The organism is uncultured Stenotrophomonas sp. (assembly GCF_963519125.1).
In the GTDB taxonomy this organism is placed as follows: Bacteria; Pseudomonadota; Gammaproteobacteria; order Xanthomonadales; family Xanthomonadaceae; genus Stenotrophomonas.
On record NZ_CAUQLJ010000008.1, the window covers coordinates 141,174 to 160,503 of the forward strand.

Sequence of the window (19,330 nt, forward strand, 5' to 3'; positions counted from 1 at the left end):
GAATCAGGTCTTGGCAGCTGACTGCCCCCTGTCTGACCAGCTTCACGAGCTGATGATTCGAGGTTAACACGGCCTTAACGCGAGCTGTCAACTGTTCATCAAGAGGTCATAAAGACAAGTTAGGCAAAGCGCCGCTTTCGTTCTCATTTGTTCTGTAATTTATTGAATTGGAAGATGTTTTATTTGGTTTGAATGAAACCAATTTTCCAATACTGTGACGTATGTAACACTCGATTTTTGGCCGGGTACGTCATTGGAATTCGTCGATGTCCGCCTGATGGCCCGTCGAGAGCACCCAGGACAGCGCGGAGACAGCGCAGGACAACCCGCCGCGCCGCCCGACTGGCTGCTCTATCATGGTCGGCTTCCCGCAATGCTTTTCCGGAGTGCCCGCAGTGAGTGCCAGCCCGTCTCGACGTCCCCATGCCAGCCAGGTGCAGAAGGGGCTCTCCCTTCATCCGCGCGTCCGCAACGTGATCGCGGTCGGGTCGGGCAAGGGCGGGGTGGGCAAGTCCACCACGGCAGTGAACCTGGCGGTGGCGCTGGCAAAGCTCGGGGCCCGGGTCGGGCTGCTGGACGCGGACATCTACGGCCCCAGCGTCCCGATGATGCTGGGCCTGAGCGGCCGTCCGGAAAGCCCGGACAACAAGTCGATCGAGCCGCTGCGCGCGTTCGGGGTGGAGACCATGTCGATCGGCTACCTGATCGAGGACGAGACGCCGATGATCTGGCGCGGTCCGATGGCCACCTCCGCCATGACCCAGTTCTTCAACGACACCCTGTGGGACGACCTGGACTACCTGCTGATCGACCTGCCACCGGGCACCGGCGACATCCAGCTGACCCTGACCCAGAAGATTCCGCTGGCCGGGGCGGTGATCGTCACCACGCCGCAGGACATCGCCACGCTGGACGCGAAGAAGGCGTTGAAGATGTTCGAGAAGGTCGAAGTGCCGGTGCTCGGCATCGTCGAGAACATGGCCGTGCACACCTGCAGCAACTGTGGCCAGGTCGAGCACCTGTTCGGTGACGGCGGTGGTGAGCGCATGGCCGCGCAGTACGGCGTTCCGCTGCTGGGCTCGCTGCCCCTGGACATCGGTATTCGCGAGCAGGGCGATGTCGGCACCCCGATCACCGCGGCCGCGCCGGACTCCACGGCGGCGCAGGCTTACCTGCGCGCCGCGCAGCGGCTGGTGGACGAGGTGGCCAAGCGCCCGCGCGCCAGCATCCCGATCCTGTCCTCGCTGCTTTGACCTGTAGAATCATCGCCCACCGCGCCCACACCCAGGACCCCCATGAGCATCAAGAGTGACCGCTGGATCCGCCGCATGTCCGAACAGCACGGCATGATCGAGCCGTTCGAAGCGGGGCAGGTCAAGCAGGCCAACGGCCAGCGCATCGTCAGCTACGGCACGTCCAGCTACGGCTACGACGTGCGTTGCTCGCGTGAGTTCAAGGTGTTCACCAACATCAACTCCACGATCGTCGACCCCAAGCATTTCGACCCGGGCAGCTTTGTCGATATCGTCGGCGATGAGTGCATCATTCCGCCGAACAGCTTCGCGCTGGCGCGCACCGTGGAGTACTTCCGCATTCCGCGCGACACCCTTGTGGTGTGCCTGGGCAAGAGCACCTACGCGCGCTGCGGCATCATCGTCAACGTGACCCCGCTGGAGCCGGAGTGGGAAGGCCACGTCACCCTGGAGTTCAGCAACACCACGCCGCTTCCGGCGCGCATCTACGCCAACGAAGGCGTGGCCCAGATGCTGTTCTTCCAGGCCGACAGCGACGACATCTGCGAGACCTCGTACAAGGACCGCGGCGGCAAGTACCAGGGCCAGACCGGCGTGACCCTGCCGCGTACCTGACGTAGAGCCGGGCTCTGCCCGGCTGACTCAAACAAAAAAACGCGGATTCCTCCGCGTTTTTTTATTGCCGGCGGGTTTATTTCCCGCGGCCGAACAGCAGCCCGATCCCCACCGCCACCAGGATCACCGGCCACCAGGTAAGGATCAGGCGACCGAGGTTCATGTTGGTCCAGCCCAGGTTGCTGGCCAGCAGGAACAGGCCGACGAGGATCAGGACGATGGCAGCGACGAGGTTGGAGCGCATCAGGGGCAGGGTCCGCTTAGGGCTGGGGCGAATATCCTAGCCGTTCCTTCCACATCGCGACATGCTCTCTGAGCACGGCGTCGTCGAACTTGCGCGGCTGGCCATTGCCCCACACCGGTCCCGGCCACAGGGGATCGCCGTTGTGCCGGCCGACCACATGGAAGTGCAGCTGCGGCACGATGTTGCCCAGGGTGGCGATGTTGATCTTCTCGACACCATCGGTGCCCTTGAGCGCCCGGCTGGCGCGGGAAAGTTCAATGCGCAGCTTGTCCTGCTGATCGCCGCTGAGCTCCATCCACTCAGTGATGCCGGTCACGCGCGGCACCAGCACCAGCCAGGGGAAACGTTCGTCGTTCATCAACCGCACTTGCGACAGCGGGCCTTCGTCCACCAGCACGCTGTTGGCGGCAAGGCGTGAATCCAGTTCAAAATCGCTCATCCAAGATGCTCCGAAAAGAAGTCCAGGGTGCGTTGCAGCGCCAGGGCGGCGCTGTCTGGATCATACGCGTGTCCGACGCTGCGGTTGAAGGCGTGGTCGGCCGGGTAGACGAAGGTGGCCATCTGCGGCAGCTTCTCGCGGTGGGCCTGGATGGCCTCTGGCGGGATGCTCTTGTCCAGGGCGCCGAAGTGGAACATCACCGGGGCCTTGGCCGGCTCGTCCAGGAACTGGGTGTTCCGCGCGCCGTAGTAGCTGACCGAGGGCAGGCCCAGGCGCAGGGCCGCAAGCAGGGCGACGCTGCCGCCCCAGCAATAGCCCACGGTGCCGACCTTGCCGGACGGGGCCAGCCGCGAAGCGGCCGCGCGGACCACCTCCAACGCCTTTTCCATGCCCAGCGCCGTGACATGCGCCAGGCCCTGCTTCACCCCGTCCTGGTCGTAGGGCAGGGCGTCGGGATCGGCCCCGGTGCCGTCCAGCAGGTCGAAGAACGAGGGCGCCAGCACCGCATAGCCTTCAGCGGCGAAGCCCTCTGCCACCTCGCGGATGTGCGCGTTGGCGCCGAAGATCTCCTGGATGACTACCAGGCCCCCGCGCGGCTTGCCTTCCGGCAGGGCCTGCCAGGCCCGGACCGGACCATGATGCGTATCGAACGTAACCCACTCACCCATTGCCGGACTCCGATTGGTTCAGGCGTTCATTATCGGGCCCGGCCGGGTTAGCGGGGTGTCGTGGCCATGCACGCCTTGGCGGTTGGCCTTGCCCGGACAGTCGATGCATTCAGGGCCGACGGCTCAACGCCGGTATACTTGCCGCCGTTTCCGGCCCCAGGTCCCCGCGCCATTCCGGCGTGGGCCCAGGCCCCCAGAGTCCCGCGATCCATGTCCCAGCTGAACCCCAAAGTCGGCTTCGTCAGCCTTGGCTGCCCGAAGGCCCTTGTCGATTCCGAGCGCATCCTCACCCAGCTGCGGGCCGAGGGCTACGACATCGTTCCCTCCTACGATTCGGCCGACGTGGTGGTGGTCAACACCTGCGGCTTCATCGATTCGGCGGTGACCGAGTCGCTGGACGCCATCGGCGAGGCGATGAACGCCAACGGCAAGGTGATCGTCACCGGCTGCCTGGGCAAGCGCCCGGAAGAGATCCGCAAGGCCTATCCAGACGTGCTGGCCGTCTCCGGCCCGCAGGACTACACCAGCGTGATGGAAGCGGTGCATGCCGCGCTGCCGCCCAGGCACGACCCGTTCGTGGACCTGGTACCGGACTACGGCATCAAGCTGACCCCGCGTCACTACGCCTACCTGAAGATTTCCGAAGGCTGCAACCACCATTGCAGCTTCTGCATCATTCCCTCGATGCGCGGCAAGCTGGTTTCGCGCCCGGTGGACGAGGTGCTGCGCGAAGCCGAGCGGCTGGTGCGCGGTGGGGTCAAGGAACTGCTGGTGGTGTCGCAGGACACCTCGGCCTATGGCGTGGACGTGAAGTACGCCGAGCGCATGTGGCGCGACAAGGCCTACCAGACCCGCATGAAGTCGCTGTGCGAAGGGCTGTCCGAACTGGATGCGTGGACCCGCATGCATTACGTGTACCCGTACCCGCACGTCGATGACGTGGTACCGCTGATGGCCGAGAACCGGATCCTGCCGTACCTGGACATTCCGTTCCAGCACGCCAGCCCGCGCATCCTGAAGCTGATGAAGCGCCCGGGCGCGGTCGACAAGACCCTGGAGCGCGTGCAGCGCTGGCGCCAGCTGTGCCCGGACATCACCGTGCGCTCGACCTTCATCGTCGGCTTCCCCGGCGAGACCGAGGCGGAGTTCGAAGAGCTGCTGTCGTTCCTGGACGAGGCGCAGCTGGACCGCGTGGGTGCGTTCGCCTACTCGCCGGTGACCGGTGCCACCGCCAACGACCTGCCCGGCGCGGTGCCGGAAGAAGTGAAGCAGGAGCGCCTGGCGCGCTTCATGGCCCGCCAGGCGGAGATTTCCGCCGCGCGCCTGGAAGCAAAGATCGGCACGGTGCAGCAGTGCCTGGTCGATGCGATTGAAGACGGTATCGCCGTCGCCCGCTCGAAGGCCGATGCGCCGGAGATCGACGGTCTGGTGCATATCCAGAACGCGGACGAGGCGAAGCTGCGCGTGGGTCAGTTCGTCAACGTGGAGATCACCGAAAGCGACGAGCACGACCTGTACGGCGATGCGCTGATCGAGGCGAATGCCGTGGGCCGTCAGCTCGACCTCAAGGTGCTGTGACCGACGCGGCCGCCGCTGCGGCGGCCGAGGCCGGCGCCGAGCCCGACAATGGGGCTGCGGTGCGGCGACGCTTTGTTGCACCCGCGCGTGATGAAGTGGATCGCGGGTGCTTCACGTATCCGCTGTTCGCTGGCGTTACGGCATTCCATGACCTGTTGGCCGCCGAGGCGTGGCCGACAGTGGTCGCACTCGATGCGCGCCTTGCGCTCTCTGGCAAGCGGCTAGTGCCGCAGGACGAGGCCCTGCTGGCCGACGGCTTGCACTACGAGCAGCGCATTGCACAGGGACGCATCGCTACCCGCGTCGAGAACTGGCACGACCTGTTCAACGCGCTGGTCTGGGCGCGCTACCCGGCAATCAAACAGGCGCTCAATGCGCGGCAGTGCGAGCGTATCCAGGCCCATGGGCCGAACGTGCGTGACCGTGCGCAGGCGGCGCTGACCCAGTTCGACGAAACCGGTGTGATCGTGCGGGTGGAGGATACAGCGCTTGTAAGTGCCTGGGACCGGCATGACTGGCGGGCGTTGTTCGTGGATGCCGAAGCCGCCTGGCAGGACGGACGCATCGCCGTGGCGGCGGTCATCGGCCACGCCTTGATGGAACAGGCACTGCTGCCCGGCCGTCTGCTGGTCGGCAAATGCGTAGTAGTGCAGGGAAGTGACGACGCGCTGGCGGTGCAGCAGGTTGCAAAGGCCATCACGCGTGGGGACCTGCTCCGCGACCCGTTGGAGTTGCGGCCGTTGCCGTTGATGGGTATCCCGGGGTGGGAGGTTCGGCAGGATGAGGCGTTTTATGCGCAGGACGCGTATTTCCGGCCATTGCGGGACGGTAGGGAATATCCGTCGATTTGCGGGAGTGCGGTGTTCCGTTGATTGTCATGGCCCAAACGAACGTGGCGGGGTTCTTGGCGGTCGATTGGGATGCGACCCTACCGGCGATGCTGCGCTTTGGTAGGGTCGGTTCCCGAACGACCGCCGATATCACTTCAACGTTCTTTAACGCATGACCTCGAACGCGGGCGCGCTCTTACCCCATCACGCCGCGCCGTATTCCACCGCGATCACCGCAAACCCGGTCCTGCCACTCGGCAGCTCCACTTCGAACTCCTCGTCCACGCGCTTCTTCAACAACGCGCGCGCCAGCGGCGAATCGATGCTGATCCAGCCGGCACCGGCGTCGGTCTCATCCGGTCCGACGATCCGGTAGCGGCTGACGTCGCCGCTGTCCACATTCTCCAGCTCCACCCACGCGCCAAAGAACACCGCTTGCGGATCGGTCGGCACGGTGTCGACCACGCGCAGCGATTCCAGCCGCTTGGTCAGGTAGCGCACGCGACGGTCGATCTCGCCCAGCTGCTTTTTGCGGTAGGTGTACTCGGCATTTTCCGAACGGTCGCCCTCGGCGGCCGCAGCGGCCAGCGCCTTCACCACCTCCGGGCGACGCACCCGCCACAGATCGTCCAGCTCGGTCTTCAGGCGCTGGTGCCCCTGCGCGGTGATCAGCGCGGTGCTTTTTTCCGCCGGCGGACGCCAACGCGACATCAGCGCTTGCCGCCGAAGATGCCGCCCAGGATCCCGCGCACGATCTGGTTGCCCAGCTTGGTGCCCACCGTACGGGTGGTCTGCTTGGCCATGGTCTCGATCATGCCCTGGCGGCGCTTGGTGCCGAAGATCGCATCCTTGATCGACTGGCCGAAGCCGCCTTCCTGTTCCTCGTCCTGCTGGCGCGTGCGCGCCTTCGGCGCATCGGCCTGTTCCACCGCCTTGGCCGCGCGCTGGGCCAGCAGCTCGGCGGCCGACTCACGGTTCACCGCAGTGTCGTAGCGCGTGCCGACCGGACTGCCGGCACGCACCTGCGCGCGCTCGGCTTCGGTAATGGCGCCCATGCGGCAGCGCGGCGGCGCGATCCGGGTCTGCTGCACCGGCGAAGGAATACCCTTGTCCTGCAGGGTGGACACCAGTGCCTCGCCGGTGCCCAGCTGCGACAGCGCCGCCACCACGTCCAGCTTCGGGTTGGGCACGAACGTTTCCGCAGCGATCTTCACCGCCTTCTGGTCGCGCGGGGTGAACGCGCGCAGCGCATGCTGCACGCGGTTGCCGAGCTGGCCCAGGATGTTGGCCGGCACGTCGTCGGGGAACTGCGAACAGAAGTACACGCCCACGCCCTTGGAGCGGATCAAACGCACCACCTGCTCGATGCGCTGCACCAGCGCGGCCGGGGCGTCGTCGAACAGCAGGTGCGCCTCATCGAAGATGAAGACCAGCTTCGGCTTTTCGAGGTCGCCCACTTCCGGCAGTGTCTCGAACAGCTCCGAGAGCAGCCACAGCAGGAAGGTCGAATACAGGCGGGGCTTCAGCACCAGCTGGTCGGCGGCCAGGATCCCGATCACGCCGCGGCCGTCGTGGTTGACCCGCATCAGGTCGGCCAGCTCCAGCGCCGGTTCGCCGAAGAACGCCTCGCCGCCGTCCTGTGACAGCCGCAGCAGCGCTCGCTGGATCGCCGCCACGGTCTGCGCGCTGACCAGGCCGTATTCGGTGGAGATGTCCTTGCGCTCATCGGCGACCAGGCCGAGCAGGGCGCGCAGGTCGTCCAGGTCGAGCAGCAGCAGGCCACGGTCGTCGGCCAGCTTGAACACGATGTCCAGCACGCCGGCCTGGGTGTCGTTGAGCTCCAGGATGCGCGCGAGCAGGGTAGGGCCCATTTCGCTGACCGTGGTGCGTACCGGGTGCCCAAGCTTGCCGTAAAGATCCCAGAAGACGGTCGGGCTGCCAGATGGCGCGTAGTCGGTCACGCCGATCTCCTGCGCACGCTGCAGCAGCGCCTCGGTCCCCGTGCCGGGCACCGCCAGGCCGGAGACGTCGCCCTTCACATCGGCCAGGAACACCGGCACGCCGATCCGCGAGAAGCCTTCGGCCAGGGTCATCAGGGTGACCGTCTTGCCGGTACCGGTGGCGCCGGCCACCAGGCCGTGACGGTTACCCAGCTTCGGCAGCAGGGTCACGGGGATGTCGTCGGTAATGCCTTTGCCGAGCAGGATCGGATCCATGGTCAACTCCCTGAGTGGACGGCCTATGTGAATGGGCAGGATTCTAAACCCGAGCGGGTGCAGGTGGGCTGACCGGGTTGCCCCGATACAAGCGGCACGGCTACTCTGCCCTGTCTTTCGCCCACAGTGCCAAAAATGCCCGTTCCTGTCCTGCTTGCCCGTGGTTGGCCGTTGTTGGCGCTCGCGTCCCTGTTGTCCTTCGTGCCCGAGGCCCACGCCCAACGGGTCTCGGCCCGCGACAAGGCGAAGATCGAGGTGCTGCAGCAGCGCATGACCGCTGCCGAGAAGCGGTATGCCGACGCACTGGTGCTGGTCACCAATGCAGACCCCAAGGGCAAGAACGAAGGCGACGCCGCGCTGGAGGACATGGAAGATGTGATCAGCGACTGCGTGGCCCAGAAGGGCTGCCAGGTCAGCAACCTGCTGGTGACCTACAAGCGGCTGCTCAAGAACAACGCCGACACCCGCGACAGCGACGACAGCGATGTGATCGCCAACGACGGCGGACTGCTCGAAGCCGACCCGGACCACGTCGGTCCGTTGGCTGCAGACGTGCCCGAAGCCGCGCGCGCGGCCGCGCTGCTCAACGACAAGCGCCACGCCTTCGACAACATGGTCGAGTACAACCCGGCGGTGCAGGCCGGCATCCGCCGCTGGCTGACCGACATGCGCCCGGCGTTGATGAACACCTACGAGAACTACCAGACCCTGCGCGCGGTGATGTGGCCGGAGTGGGAGAAGCGCGGCCTGCCCGAGGCGCTGCTGTTCGGGATCATGGCCAAGGAATCCAACGGGCGCGTGCACGCCTCCTCGCGCGCCGGCGCCGCCGGCCTGATGCAGTTCATGCCGGCCACCGGCCGCCGCTTCGGGCTGGGCCCGGACGGCACCGGCTTCGACACCCGCTTCGACGCGCGCAGCGCCGCCGAAGCGAGCGCCAGCTACCTCAACGAACGCATGCGCGAGCTCAACAACAACGTGGAACTGTCGCTGGCCGGCTACAACGGCGGCGAAGGCCGTGCGGGGCGCGTGTACCGCCAGAATGTCGGCCAGAGCTTCTGGGTGGACAACGTGTACAACCAGTTCCCGGCCGAAACCAAGGACTACGTGCCGATGGTGATCGCCGCGGCCTGGATCTACCTGCACCCGCAGCAGTACGGCGTCGACTTCCCCAAGGTCAGCGCGCAGCCGGCCACGATCCGCCTGGCCAAGTCCACCACCATCTATGAGCTGACCATCTGCCTGGGCAGCACCGGCACCCGCGACGGCTACATGCGCGCGCTGCGCAACCTCAACCCGCGCTACGAGGCGGACGGCTGGATACCGGCCGGCACGATCATCAACGCCACCACCCGCATTGCCGGCCTGTACAACCGTTACTGCGTGAGCGGCCCGCGCGCCGACCTGGCACGCACCCTGATCACCGCCGACCTCAACGCCGCCATCGTTCGCCCGACCGCCGCCAGCTACACCGGCAACGTCGCAGTGGGCAGCGTGGTGCCGATGGCCGGCGTGCAGTCCAGCACCCCGGTGCCGACCGCCCCGGCCGCGCCGGTGGCCGTGCCGGCCGCCAAGGCCAAGCCCAAGGCGGTGAAGAGCCACAAGGTCGGCAAGGGCGAGACCCTGGGCCGGATCGCCGACAAGTTCGACTGCGACGTCCGCGAACTGGCCAAGGCCAACGGGCTGAAGGCGCCGGCGTATGCGCTGCGCCAGGGCCAGTCGATCAAGCTGCAGGGCTGCGGTAAATAACCCCCGAGGGACTACAGATGGATATCACCGCAATCAACGACATGTTCGCCAACATCCGCGAGAACACCGACTGGGATCTCAACGGTGACCTGGTGTGGGGCTACTTCTTTGTCAACACCACGCCCGAGCCGCTGCACGGCCTGGCCAAGGTGCTGGAAGGGCAGGGCTACACCGTGGTCGAAGTATTCGAACCGGAGCTGGAAGCCGACGAACCGCCGTACCACGTACTGCACGTGGAGCGGATTGAAGTTCACAACGAAGCGTCGCTGGACCAGCGCAACCATGAGCTGCAGGCATTGGCCGAGGCGAACGGCGTAGAGGATTACGACGGCATGGATGTAGGGCCCGTAGAGTTCGCCCACGACCCGGACAACCCCTGAAAACCAGACGCCCCGCAAATGCGGGGCGTTTTTCAGGGTGCGTAGTGACACGCCATGCGTGTCAGCACGTCACCGCAACGTAGCCAGCGCTTGCCCCAGCTGCACCGCATGCTCCGCATCCAGGTGCGGCGCGAAATCCGCCACGCCGGGCGGCAGCAGCACGATCACGGTCGACCCGTAATTGAACCGCGCCATCTCGGCAAATCGCTCCAGGGTAATGCCCTTCCCACGGTAATCTTTGCGGGTGATGCGGTCGCCATACGCCGGAATCTCTTCACCGCCCCACACTGTCTCCACGCCCGACACCAGCAGCGCGCCCACCATCACCTGCACCATCGGGCCGAAGTCGGTGTCGAAGTGGCAGACCAGCCGCTCATTCCGGGCAAACAACCCGGGCACGTTGTTCACCGCCGCTGGGCCCACGCTGAACAACCGCCCCGGTACATGGACGGTTTCGCGCAGGGTGCCGGTCCACGGCATGTGCACGCGGTGGTAGTCCTTCGGCGACAGGTACACCGTGGCGAACAACCCATGCCGGAACACTTCGGCGTCGCCCGCATCGCCCAGCAGCTCGGCGGCGGTGAACGACTGGCCCTTGGCCTGGAAGATGTTGCCGTCCTCGATCGCGCCTAGCTGGCTGATGCGGCCGTCGGCCGGCATCACCAGGGTGCGGGCACCGGCGTCTGGCACGCGCGCGCCCGGCTTCAGGGCGCGGGTGAAGAACTGGTTGAAGGTGGGGTAGCTGCGCGGATCGGGGTTGGCTGCCTCGGCCAGGTTGACCCCGAACTTTTCGGTCACCGTGTCGATCAGCCAGCGCGAGATCCGCGGGTTGCTGGAATACGCCAGGCGCCGCGCCATCGACGACAGCAGGCGGTGGGGCAGGACGTAGCTCAGCGTGGTGGTCAGGCTCATGGGGCGGATTTCTCGGTCAACAGATTCAGGTCGCGGGCAATCGCCTGCGCATTGAAAGGAGGGCGGATCAGGCCGGCCAGGTTGCCGTCCGGGTCCAGCACGGCCAGGCTGGCCGAATGTTCCAGGGTGTAATCCTGGGAGTTCGTCTCGAAGTCCTTGCCCGGCACCTTCTGGAACACGAAGCCCAGCGAGGTGGCGAAGCGCTCCAGCGAGGGCACGTCGGCGGTGGCCGCCAGGGTGTCCTTGTGGAAGGCATGCACGTACTCGCCCAGCCGGGCCGGGGTGTCGCGCTCGGGGTCGACCGAGACGAACACCAGCCGCGGGCGCAGGGTCTCGGGCAGGGCTTCCCACTGTTTCTGGGCCTGGGCCAGGTCGGCCAGGGTGGTCGGGCAGATGTCGGGACAGGCCAGGAAACCCAGGAACACCAGGGTCCAGTGGCCCTTGAGCTCGCCGGGGATCAGCCGGGTGCCGTCGGACTGGCCCAGGTTGAAGTCCGGCAGCGGGCGCGGCTGCGGGTAGAAGGTGATCGATTCGGTGGCCGGACGGTTGCCCACGGCCTTGGGCGCGAACACTTTCTGGGCCACGACCAGGCCGAGACCGGCGGCCAGCGCGATGAGCAGGATGATGCCGACATTGCGATTGAACATGTAAGCCCGTTCCCGAAGGGGGCCACCATGATAGGGGATGGGGCGGCGGCCGCACCGTTTCGCCTGCAACGGATGCCGTGCTGCGCCGCAGCGCCTATAATCTGGGGCCACTTTGTCTGTTGCCCTGCCATGACCGCCGAAACGGCCGCCGAACTCCATACGATCATCGACCTGATCCGCTACGGCACCAGCCGTTTCAACGCCGCCGGGCTGACCTTCGGGCACAGCTATGACAACGCCCTGGACGAAGCCACCCAGCTGGTCCTGCATGGCCTGCACCTGCCGCACGACCTGGGTCCGGCCTATGGCCAGGCGCGCCTGCTGCGTGAAGAGAAGCTGCAGGTGCTGGAGCTGTTCCAGCGCCGCATCGACGAGCGCATCCCGGCGGCCTACCTGACCGGTGAGGCGTGGTTCGCCGGCCTGAGCTTCAAGAGCGACACCCGTGCCCTCGTGCCGCGTTCGCCGATTGCCGAGCTGATCGAGTCCGGCTTCGAGCCGTGGCTGGCCGGGCGTGACGTGACCCGCGCGCTGGACCTGTGCACCGGGTCGGGCTGCATCGCCATCGCCATGGGCCACTACTACCCGAACTGGGAAGTGGACGGCGTGGACCTGAGCGACGACGCGCTGAGCCTGGCCGAAGAGAACAAGGAACGCCTGCAGGCGCACAACGTCACGCTGCTCAAGTCCGACCTGTTCAACGGCCTGACCGGCCGTCACTACGACCTGATCGTGACCAACCCGCCGTACGTCACCAACGACGAAACCGACGCGCTGCCGCAGGAGTACTCGTACGAGCCCGAGATGGGCCTGCGTGCCGGCGACGACGGCCTGGACCTGGTCCTGAAGATCCTGCGCGACGCCCCGCTGCACCTGAGTGAAGACGGCCTGCTGATCTGTGAAGTGGGCGAGTCCGAACAGCACCTGATCAAGCTGCTGCCGGAAGTCGATTTCGCCTGGGTCGAGTTCAAGGTCGGCCAGATGGGCATCTTCGCGGTCGAATGCCGTGAACTGATCGCGCACAGCGCCCGCATCACCGAACTGGCGGCACAGCGGCCGTGAGTTCCAACACCTTCGGCAAGCTTCTTTCGGTCACCACCTTCGGCGAATCGCACGGTCCGGCGATCGGCTGCGTGATCGACGGTTGCCCGCCGGGGCTGGAGATCAGTGCCGACGAGTTCGCCCACGACCTGCAGCGTCGCGCCACCGGCAAGAGCCGGCACACCTCGGCGCGCCGCGAGGCCGACGAGATCGAGATCCTCTCGGGCGTGTATGAAGGCCGCACCACCGGTACGCCCATCGCTTTGCTGATCCGCAACACCGACCAGCGCAGCAAGGACTACACCAACATCGCCCAGCAGTTCCGCCCGGGCCATGCCGACTACAGCTACTGGCAGAAGTACGGCATCCGCGACCCGCGCGGTGGCGGCCGCTCTTCCGCGCGCGAGACCACCATGCGCGTGGCCGCCGGCGTGATCGCCAAGAAGTGGCTGCTGCAGCGCTACGGGGTGACCGTGCGCGGTTTTCTCTCGCAGCTGGGCGAGATCACCCCGACCGGGCACGACTGGTCGGCGGTGGAAGACAATCCGTTCTTCTGGCCGGTGGCCGACCAGGTGCCTGCGCTGGAAAGCTACATGGACGCCCTGCGCAAGTCCGGCGACTCGGTCGGCGCGCGGGTGAACGTGGTTGCCGACGGCGTGCCGCCGGGTTGGGGCGAGCCGATCTACGGCAAGCTCGACGGCGAACTTGCCGCCGCGCTGATGAGCATCAATGCGGTCAAGGGCGTGGAGATCGGCGACGGTTTCGCCAGCGCTGCGCAGAAGGGCACCGAACATCGTGACCTGATCACCCCGGAAGGCTTCGCCAGCAACCATGCCGGCGGCATCCTCGGTGGTATTTCCACCGGCCAGCAGGTCACCGCCTCGATCGTGCTCAAGCCGACCTCCAGCCTGCGCCTGCCCGGCGCGACGGTCGACGCCAGCGGCGCGGCGGTGGAGGTGATCACCACCGGTCGCCACGATCCCTGCGTCGGCATCCGCGCCACCCCCATCGCCGAGGCGATGATGGCGCTGGTGCTGATGGACCAGGCGCTGCGCCACCGGGCCCAATGCGGCGACGTGGGCGAGATCGCGCCACGCATTCCGGGGGCCATCGATGGCTGAGGCGCGGCCGAAGGTCTGGGTGAGCCAGCCGCTGTTCGATGACGTCATCGAACAGCTCGGGCAGCATTTCGATCTCACCACGACCGACGCCGTGACCCGCTACACGCCCGAGACCCTGGCCGCGCAGCTGGCCGGGGTCGACGGTGCGCTCATCACCCTCAACGAGCGCGTGGGTGCGGCGGAAGTGGCGCAGGCGCCGCAACTGCGCGCCATCGCGAACGTGGGTGTCGGCTACAACAACCTGGATCTCGACGCGCTGAGTGCGGCCGGCATCCTGGCCAGCAACACGCCCGACGTCCTTACCGAAACTACCGCCGATCTGGGCTTCGCGCTGCTGATGGCGACCGCGCGTCGCATCACCGAATCCGAACGCTGGCTGCGCGAAGGCCAGTGGGGCCAATGGTCGTTCCAGACCATGCTCGGCGCGGATATCCACGGCAGCACGCTGGGCATCCTCGGCATGGGCCGGATCGGGCAGGGCATTGCCCGCCGCGGCGCGCTGGGCTTCGGCATGCGCGTGCTGTACCACAACCGTTCGCGCCTGCCCGAGGCCATCGAAGCGGAGGTGGGCGCGCAGTACGTGGACCTGGACACGCTGCTTGAGCAGGCCGACCACCTCGTGCTGGTGCTGCCGTACAACGCGTCCTCGCACCACATCATCGACGCTGCCGCGCTGGCGAAGATGAAGGCCACCGCCACCCTGGTGAACATCGCCCGTGGCGGCATCGTCGACGAACTGGCCCTGGCCGATGCATTGGCGCACGGCCGGCTCGCCGCGGCCGGGCTGGACGTGTTCGAAGGCGAACCCACCGTGCGGCCTGAACTGCTGGCGCTGCGCAACATCGTGCTGACCCCGCATATCGGCAGTGCCAGCCAGGCAACGCGCCGGGCGATGGTGCAGCTGGCGGTGGACAACCTGACCGCCGCGCTGGGGCAGGGGCCGCATGCAGGCCACCCGCCGAGCGCGCTCAACGCCGACGCCGTCGCTGCCGTGAAAGCCGGCGGCACCACCGTGGGCGGTAAAAAAGACGCAAAACGATAGGGAACCGCGCGGCCATCACGTGAGGTTCCCCGACCCCAGTCCGTTGTGCGCAACCCTTCCAGACACGCGTCATGTATCGATCGCCGATCGGTACACCTTCAACGAGAATCCCCATGAACAACCCTGATCGTCGCTTCCACGTCGCTGTCGTCGGTGCCACCGGCGCCGTTGGCGAAACCATGCTGTCCATCCTGGCCGAGCGCAACTTCCCGATCGCCACCCTGAGCCTGCTCGCCTCGTCGCGTTCGGCCGGTGGCGAGATCGAGTTCGAGGGCCAGAAGATCAAGGTCCAGGACCTGGCCACGTTCGATCCGAGCGGGGTGGACATCGCTCTGTTCTCCGCCGGCGGCAGCGTGTCCAAGGAATTCGGCCCGAAGTTCGCCGCGGCCGGTGCGGTGGTGATCGACAACTCCTCGGCCTTCCGGTACGACGACGACGTGCCGCTGGTGGTGTCCGAAGTAAATCCAGAAGCGCTGAAGAACCGCCCGCGCGGTATCGTCGCCAACCCGAACTGCTCGACCATGCAGATGCTGGTGGCGCTGGCGCCGCTGCACCGCCAGTACGGCATCCAGCGCATCAACGTGGCTACTTACCAATCGGTCTCCGGCGGTGGTCGTTCGGCGCTGGAGGAACTGGGCAAGCAGACCGGCCAGCTGCTCAGCTTCCAGGACATCGACCCGCAGCGCTTCCCGGTGCAGATCGCGTTCAACCTGATTCCGCACATCGACGACTTCCAGGACAACGGCTTCACCAAGGAAGAAATGAAGCTGGTCTGGGAAACCCGCAAGATCCTCGGCGACGACAGCATCCTGGTGAACCCCACCGCCGTGCGCGTGCCGGTGTTCTACGGCCACTCCGAAGCGGTCAGCATCGAAACCCGCGACAAGGTCACGCCGGACGCGGCGCGCGAGCTGCTGTCGCGTTCCCCTGGCGTGGAAGTGGTCGACAAGCATGAGGCCGGTGGTTATCCGACCCCGGTGACGCATGCGTCAGGCACCGACGCGGTGTATGTCGGCCGTATCCGTGAAGACCTGTCGCACCCGCGCGGCCTGAACCTGTGGATCGTGTCGGACAACATCCGCAAGGGTGCTGCGTTGAACGCGGTGCAGTTGGCCGAGCTGGTCGCCGCCGAAGGGTGATCCATGCGCATTCCCGCGTGGCTGTAATCGCCGGGAATCGCTATATTGCCGCCATGAAGAAACGAGCTTCGGGCGCAACGCGCCCGCTCAAGGTGGTATCGACCCTGCTGCTGGCCCTGGCCAGCAGCTCCGCCATGGCCCTCGGGCTGGGCGACATCCGGGTCCTGTCCAAACCTGGCCAGCCGCTGCTGGCTGAAATTCCGGTCATCTCGGCCGACCCCGCCGAACTGGAAAACCTGCGCGTCGCCCTGGCCTCGCCGGTGACCTTCGCCCGGGTCGGGCTGGAACGGCCCACCGGGCTGGTCAGCGAACTGCAGTTCGAGCTTTCCCGCGATGCCAACGGCCGGGCCGTGGTGCGGGTCAGCTCGCAGGCGCCGGTGACCACGCCGTCGCTGAATTTCCTGATCGAAGCCGATTGGGGCCAGGGCCGCCTGGTCCGTGAATATTCGGCGCTGGTCGATGCACCCGACAGCGCCCTGGCCGTGGCCGAGCCGGAAATCGTGGCGCCCGCCGGTGCCATGTCCAATGCCATCGCCCGCGAAGCCGAGGCCATGCAGGCGCCGGTCCCTGCCGCCGAAGCCCCAGCGCCCCGCGCTGCGCCGGCACCGGCCCGTACCGCTGCTCCGTCGCGCCCGGCTGCGGCACCGGCGGCCACCGTGTCCGCCGACGGCAGCATCACCGTACAGCGCGGCCAGACCCTGTCGCAGATTGCCGGAAGCGTGGCCCGCGAGCAGGGCATCAGCCGCGACCAGGCGATGATCGCGCTGTTGCGCGCCAATCCCGAAGCCTTCATCCGCGGCAACCTCAACCTGCTCAAGCAGGGTGCAGTGCTGCGCAATCCGGGCGCCGACGCCTCGATCGACCCGGGCCAGGCCGCGGCCATGGTCCGTGAGCACGCCGCGCAGTGGCGCCAGGCGCGCTCGACCATTCCGCAGCCGGCCAGCAGCGGTGCCGCCACGGCCCCGCCGGCGACGGCCGCCCCGGCTTCCGGGAGCGGCGCCCCGGCTGCGGGCGGGCGCCTGGAGATCGCCCCGGCGGTCGCCGCCACCGACAACAACGCAGGTACAACCACCGGCACCGCCGCCGGCAGTGAGGGTGACATGCTGGGCAACGAACAACTGCGCCAGGCCAAGGAAGACGTGGCCACCCGCGATGCCGAGATCCAGGAGCTGCGCAACCGCGTGGCCGAGCTGGAGAAGCTCAAGCAGCAGCAGGCTTCGCTGATCGCGATGAAGGACACCGACCTGGCCGCCGCGCAGCAGCGCCTGGCCGACGCGCCGGCCGCACGCGAAAGCAGCGGCGGTGGCTGGGCCTGGCTCGGCCTGCCGGTGCTGCTGCTGGCCGTGGCTGGCTGGGCGATCTCGCGCCGCCGCAAACCTTCGCCGCTGCCGCCGCTGCGCCGTGACGGCCTGGATGCGGCCAGCCTGGCCGCGGCGGTACCCGCTGCAGACTACGTGGACGAACTGGCCGCGCAGCGCGAGGTCGAGGCCGACGCGCAGGACCTGCGCGATGCGCCCGACTACGTGCTGGCAGGCGAGGGCGACGATTACGGACGTCGCGAGCCGGTGTTCACGCTCGAGCCGGAGCCGGTCCAGGCTGCCCGGGACGTGCAGCAAGCGCCCGTAGCAGACCCCGCGGCTGCGCCGGACGATGAAGTCGTACCGGCCTATGCACGGGAAGCTGCCGCGCAGCCTTCGTTCCGCGGCGTGTTCGAGATCCCGGAATGGAACCCGCCGCAGGCCGTCGCCGAGGAAGAGACGCCGCCAGCGGCTGCGGCGCCGGTCGTCGCTCCGCTCGGCGCACCGGGCCGCGACCGCCTCGAACTGGCGATCGCCTACCTCGACCTGGGCGATGCTGACACCGCCCGCACCCTGCTGCTGGAAGTGGCCCAGGCCGGCGACTTCCACAGCCAGCAACAGGCCCGTGAACTGCTGGCCCGGCTCGGCTGAGCATGCGCTACGCACTAGGGGTTGAATACGACGGCAGCGAGTACAAGGGCTGGCAACAGCTGGGTGAAAGCGGCTGTCCCAGCGTGCAGGCGAGCCTGCAGGACGCCCTGTCGTCGATTGCCAATGCGCCGATCCAGGTGGTCTGCGCCGGCCGCACCGACGCCGGCGTGCACGGCGAATGCCAGGTCGTCCACTTCGACACCGACGTGGTCCGCGACCCGCGCAGCTGGACCCTGGGCACCACCACCCGGGCGCCGCGCTCGATCGCGGTGCGCTGGTGCGTGCCGGTGGCCGACGATTTCCATGCCCGGTTCTCCGCGCGGGCGCGGCGTTACCGCTACCGCCTGCTCAATCGGGCGATCCGCCCGGCGCTGTACCGGCAGAGCCTGAGCTGGGAACGGCGCCCGCTGGATTCGACCCTGATGCATACGGCCGGGCAGGCCCTGCTGGGCGAAAACGACTTCAGTGCATTCCGCAGCGTCCAGTGCGAGGCATTGCATGCCCGGCGGGACCTGCAGGCGATCAGCGTGACCCGCCAGGGCGAGATCATCGAGGTCTGCGTTCAGGCCAATGCATTCCTTCATCACATGGTGCGCAATATCGTCGGTTCATTGATCCTGATCGGCAGTGGGGAAAAGCCGGTGTCGTGGATGGCCGAGCTGCTGGCCGGCCAGGACCGCACCGTGGCTGGCCCCACCGCACCGCCGCAGGGATTGGTTTTTGTTGGCCCGTTGTATCCCGACAACTGGCACCTTCCTGCCGAGGTCACCCTATGAGCCGCTCCTTCTATCGCACCCGCATCAAGTTCTGCGGCATGACCCGCGCCGGCGACGTGCGCCTGGCCGGCGAACTGGGCGTGGACGCGGTAGGCTTCATCTTCGCCCGCGAAAGTCGGCGCCGGGTGGCCCCGGCCGAAGCCCGCGCCATGCGCCAGGCGATCGCACCGATGGTCGACGTGGTCGCGTTGTTCCGCGACAACAGCAAGGAAGAGGTGCGCGAAGTGCTGCGTACGGTGCGTCCCACCCTGCTGCAGTTCCACGGCGACGAGGACGAATCGTTCTGCCGCAGCTTCAACATGCCGTACCTGAAGGCGGTCGCCATGGGCGGCCGTGAAGAGGTCAACGCGCGCCAGCTGCAGCTGCGCTATCCCAGCGCGGCCGGCTTCCTGTTCGACAGCCATGCCCCGGGCGGCGGCGGCGGGACCGGCGTGGCCTTCGACTGGACCCGCCTGCCGACCGGCCTGCACCGCCCGTTCCTGCTGGCCGGCGGCATTACCCCGGACAACGTGTTCGACGCCATCGTCGCCACCCTGCCGTGGGGCGTGGACGTCTCCAGCGGCATCGAAAGCGAGCCGGGCATCAAGGACGGCTACAAGATGCGCAAGTTTGTCGAAGAAGTCCGCCGCGCGGACTGCCACGAGGCGGATTAGTCCAGAACGGGACGTCGCTTTCGCCTCTGTGCGTACGCCCTGTATTTCACGTAGCATCGACAGGACAAGGACAGGCCGGAGCGC

General features: G+C 67.1%; 20 protein-coding genes. 13 read left to right on the top strand and 7 right to left on the bottom strand.

Going from position 1 to position 19,330, the window contains the following annotated elements:
- The first annotated feature begins 356 nt into the window (after positions 1-356).
- Together apbC and dcd are read left to right on the top strand one after the other, a co-directional pair.
- Positions 357-1,253, top strand: a complete 897-nt coding sequence (apbC, locus tag RYM47_RS08945) for an iron-sulfur cluster carrier protein ApbC (protein ID WP_315387309.1) — start codon at positions 357-359, stop codon at positions 1,251-1,253.
- Between the two features lie 42 nt (positions 1,254-1,295).
- A complete protein-coding gene (gene dcd / locus RYM47_RS08950) occupies positions 1,296-1,868 on the top strand; it encodes a dCTP deaminase (protein WP_068853484.1) in 573 nt (190 codons plus the stop codon).
- A 76-nt stretch (positions 1,869-1,944) separates the two neighbouring features.
- Here dcd and RYM47_RS08955 read toward each other — a convergent pair whose 3' ends face one another.
- The 3 genes from RYM47_RS08955 to RYM47_RS08965 are packed head-to-tail and all read right to left on the bottom strand — an operon-like array spanning position 1,945 to position 3,219.
- Complete coding sequence (locus tag RYM47_RS08955; protein ID WP_093533394.1) at positions 1,945-2,112, bottom strand: DUF5668 domain-containing protein; 168 nt, start codon at positions 2,110-2,112, stop codon at positions 1,945-1,947.
- A 16-nt stretch (positions 2,113-2,128) separates the two neighbouring features.
- On the bottom strand, positions 2,129-2,551 hold the full coding sequence (locus tag RYM47_RS08960; RefSeq protein ID WP_315387318.1) for an HIT family protein: 423 nt from the start codon (positions 2,549-2,551) through the stop codon (positions 2,129-2,131).
- Positions 2,548-3,219, bottom strand: coding sequence for a dienelactone hydrolase family protein (locus RYM47_RS08965; RefSeq protein WP_315387319.1), 672 nt, complete (start codon positions 3,217-3,219; stop codon positions 2,548-2,550). The genes RYM47_RS08960 and RYM47_RS08965 overlap by 4 nt, the downstream gene beginning before the upstream one ends.
- Positions 3,220-3,429: 210 nt before the next feature.
- On the opposite strand from RYM47_RS08965, the gene rimO reads away from it, so the two are divergent.
- A complete protein-coding gene (gene rimO, locus RYM47_RS08970; RefSeq protein WP_315387320.1) occupies positions 3,430-4,797 on the top strand; it encodes a 30S ribosomal protein S12 methylthiotransferase RimO in 1,368 nt (455 codons plus the stop codon).
- Between the two features lie 59 nt (positions 4,798-4,856).
- Complete coding sequence (locus RYM47_RS08975; protein WP_315387385.1) at positions 4,857-5,669, top strand: DUF3025 domain-containing protein; 813 nt, start codon at positions 4,857-4,859, stop codon at positions 5,667-5,669.
- A 162-nt stretch (positions 5,670-5,831) separates the two neighbouring features.
- On the opposite strand, the gene greB is transcribed toward RYM47_RS08975, so the two are convergent.
- Both greB and RYM47_RS08985 read right to left on the bottom strand, forming a co-directional pair.
- Entirely contained in the window at positions 5,832-6,338 is a 507-nt protein-coding gene (gene greB, locus RYM47_RS08980; RefSeq protein WP_315387321.1) for a transcription elongation factor GreB, read from the bottom strand.
- Positions 6,338-7,843, bottom strand: a complete 1,506-nt coding sequence (locus RYM47_RS08985) for a helicase HerA-like domain-containing protein (protein ID WP_315387322.1) — start codon at positions 7,841-7,843, stop codon at positions 6,338-6,340. Before RYM47_RS08985 ends, greB begins: the two co-directional genes overlap by 1 nt.
- 135 nt (positions 7,844-7,978) lie before the next feature.
- Between RYM47_RS08985 and RYM47_RS08990 the strand changes: the two genes are divergently transcribed.
- Positions 7,979-9,589 (top strand): transglycosylase SLT domain-containing protein, encoded by a 1,611-nt coding sequence (locus RYM47_RS08990; protein WP_315387323.1) that lies wholly within the window; start codon positions 7,979-7,981, stop codon positions 9,587-9,589.
- 17 nt (positions 9,590-9,606) lie between these two features.
- Entirely contained in the window at positions 9,607-9,969 is a 363-nt protein-coding gene (locus RYM47_RS08995) for a ribonuclease E inhibitor RraB (protein ID WP_315387324.1), read from the top strand.
- Positions 9,970-10,038: 69 nt separating this feature from the next.
- Here RYM47_RS08995 and asd read toward each other — a convergent pair whose 3' ends face one another.
- Both asd and RYM47_RS09005 read right to left on the bottom strand, forming a co-directional pair.
- Positions 10,039-10,881, bottom strand: a complete 843-nt coding sequence (gene asd / locus RYM47_RS09000; RefSeq protein ID WP_315387326.1) for an archaetidylserine decarboxylase — start codon at positions 10,879-10,881, stop codon at positions 10,039-10,041.
- Positions 10,878-11,528: an SCO family protein gene (locus tag RYM47_RS09005; RefSeq protein ID WP_315387328.1), complete on the bottom strand. Its 651-nt coding sequence runs from the start codon at positions 11,526-11,528 to the stop codon at positions 10,878-10,880. Before RYM47_RS09005 ends, asd begins: the two co-directional genes overlap by 4 nt.
- A gap of 129 nt (positions 11,529-11,657) precedes the next feature.
- On the opposite strand from RYM47_RS09005, the gene prmB reads away from it, so the two are divergent.
- The 7 genes from prmB (at position 11,658) to RYM47_RS09040 (ending at position 19,246) form a co-directional block, all read left to right on the top strand.
- Entirely contained in the window at positions 11,658-12,587 is a 930-nt protein-coding gene (gene prmB, locus RYM47_RS09010) for a 50S ribosomal protein L3 N(5)-glutamine methyltransferase (RefSeq protein WP_315387330.1), read from the top strand.
- Positions 12,584-13,687 carry a chorismate synthase gene (gene aroC / locus RYM47_RS09015; protein WP_315387331.1) on the top strand — a complete coding sequence of 368 codons (1,104 nt, stop codon included), beginning with the start codon at positions 12,584-12,586 and terminating at the stop codon, positions 13,685-13,687. The genes prmB and aroC overlap by 4 nt, the downstream gene beginning before the upstream one ends.
- A complete protein-coding gene (locus tag RYM47_RS09020; RefSeq protein WP_315387332.1) occupies positions 13,680-14,729 on the top strand; it encodes a D-glycerate dehydrogenase in 1,050 nt (349 codons plus the stop codon). The genes aroC and RYM47_RS09020 overlap by 8 nt, the downstream gene beginning before the upstream one ends.
- A 113-nt stretch (positions 14,730-14,842) precedes the next feature.
- On the top strand, positions 14,843-15,868 hold the full coding sequence (locus RYM47_RS09025; protein ID WP_070207204.1) for an aspartate-semialdehyde dehydrogenase: 1,026 nt from the start codon (positions 14,843-14,845) through the stop codon (positions 15,866-15,868).
- 53 nt (positions 15,869-15,921) lie between these two features.
- Positions 15,922-17,817, top strand: coding sequence for a FimV/HubP family polar landmark protein (locus RYM47_RS09030; RefSeq protein WP_315387337.1), 1,896 nt, complete (start codon positions 15,922-15,924; stop codon positions 17,815-17,817).
- 2 nt (positions 17,818-17,819) lie between these two features.
- On the top strand, positions 17,820-18,593 hold the full coding sequence (gene truA, locus RYM47_RS09035; RefSeq protein ID WP_315387338.1) for a tRNA pseudouridine(38-40) synthase TruA: 774 nt from the start codon (positions 17,820-17,822) through the stop codon (positions 18,591-18,593).
- The gene (locus RYM47_RS09040; protein ID WP_102944514.1) at positions 18,590-19,246 is read left to right on the top strand and encodes a phosphoribosylanthranilate isomerase; all 657 of its coding nucleotides are present in this window, start codon (positions 18,590-18,592) and stop codon (positions 19,244-19,246) included. The genes truA and RYM47_RS09040 overlap by 4 nt, the downstream gene beginning before the upstream one ends.
- Positions 19,247-19,330: the final 84 nt, after the last annotated feature.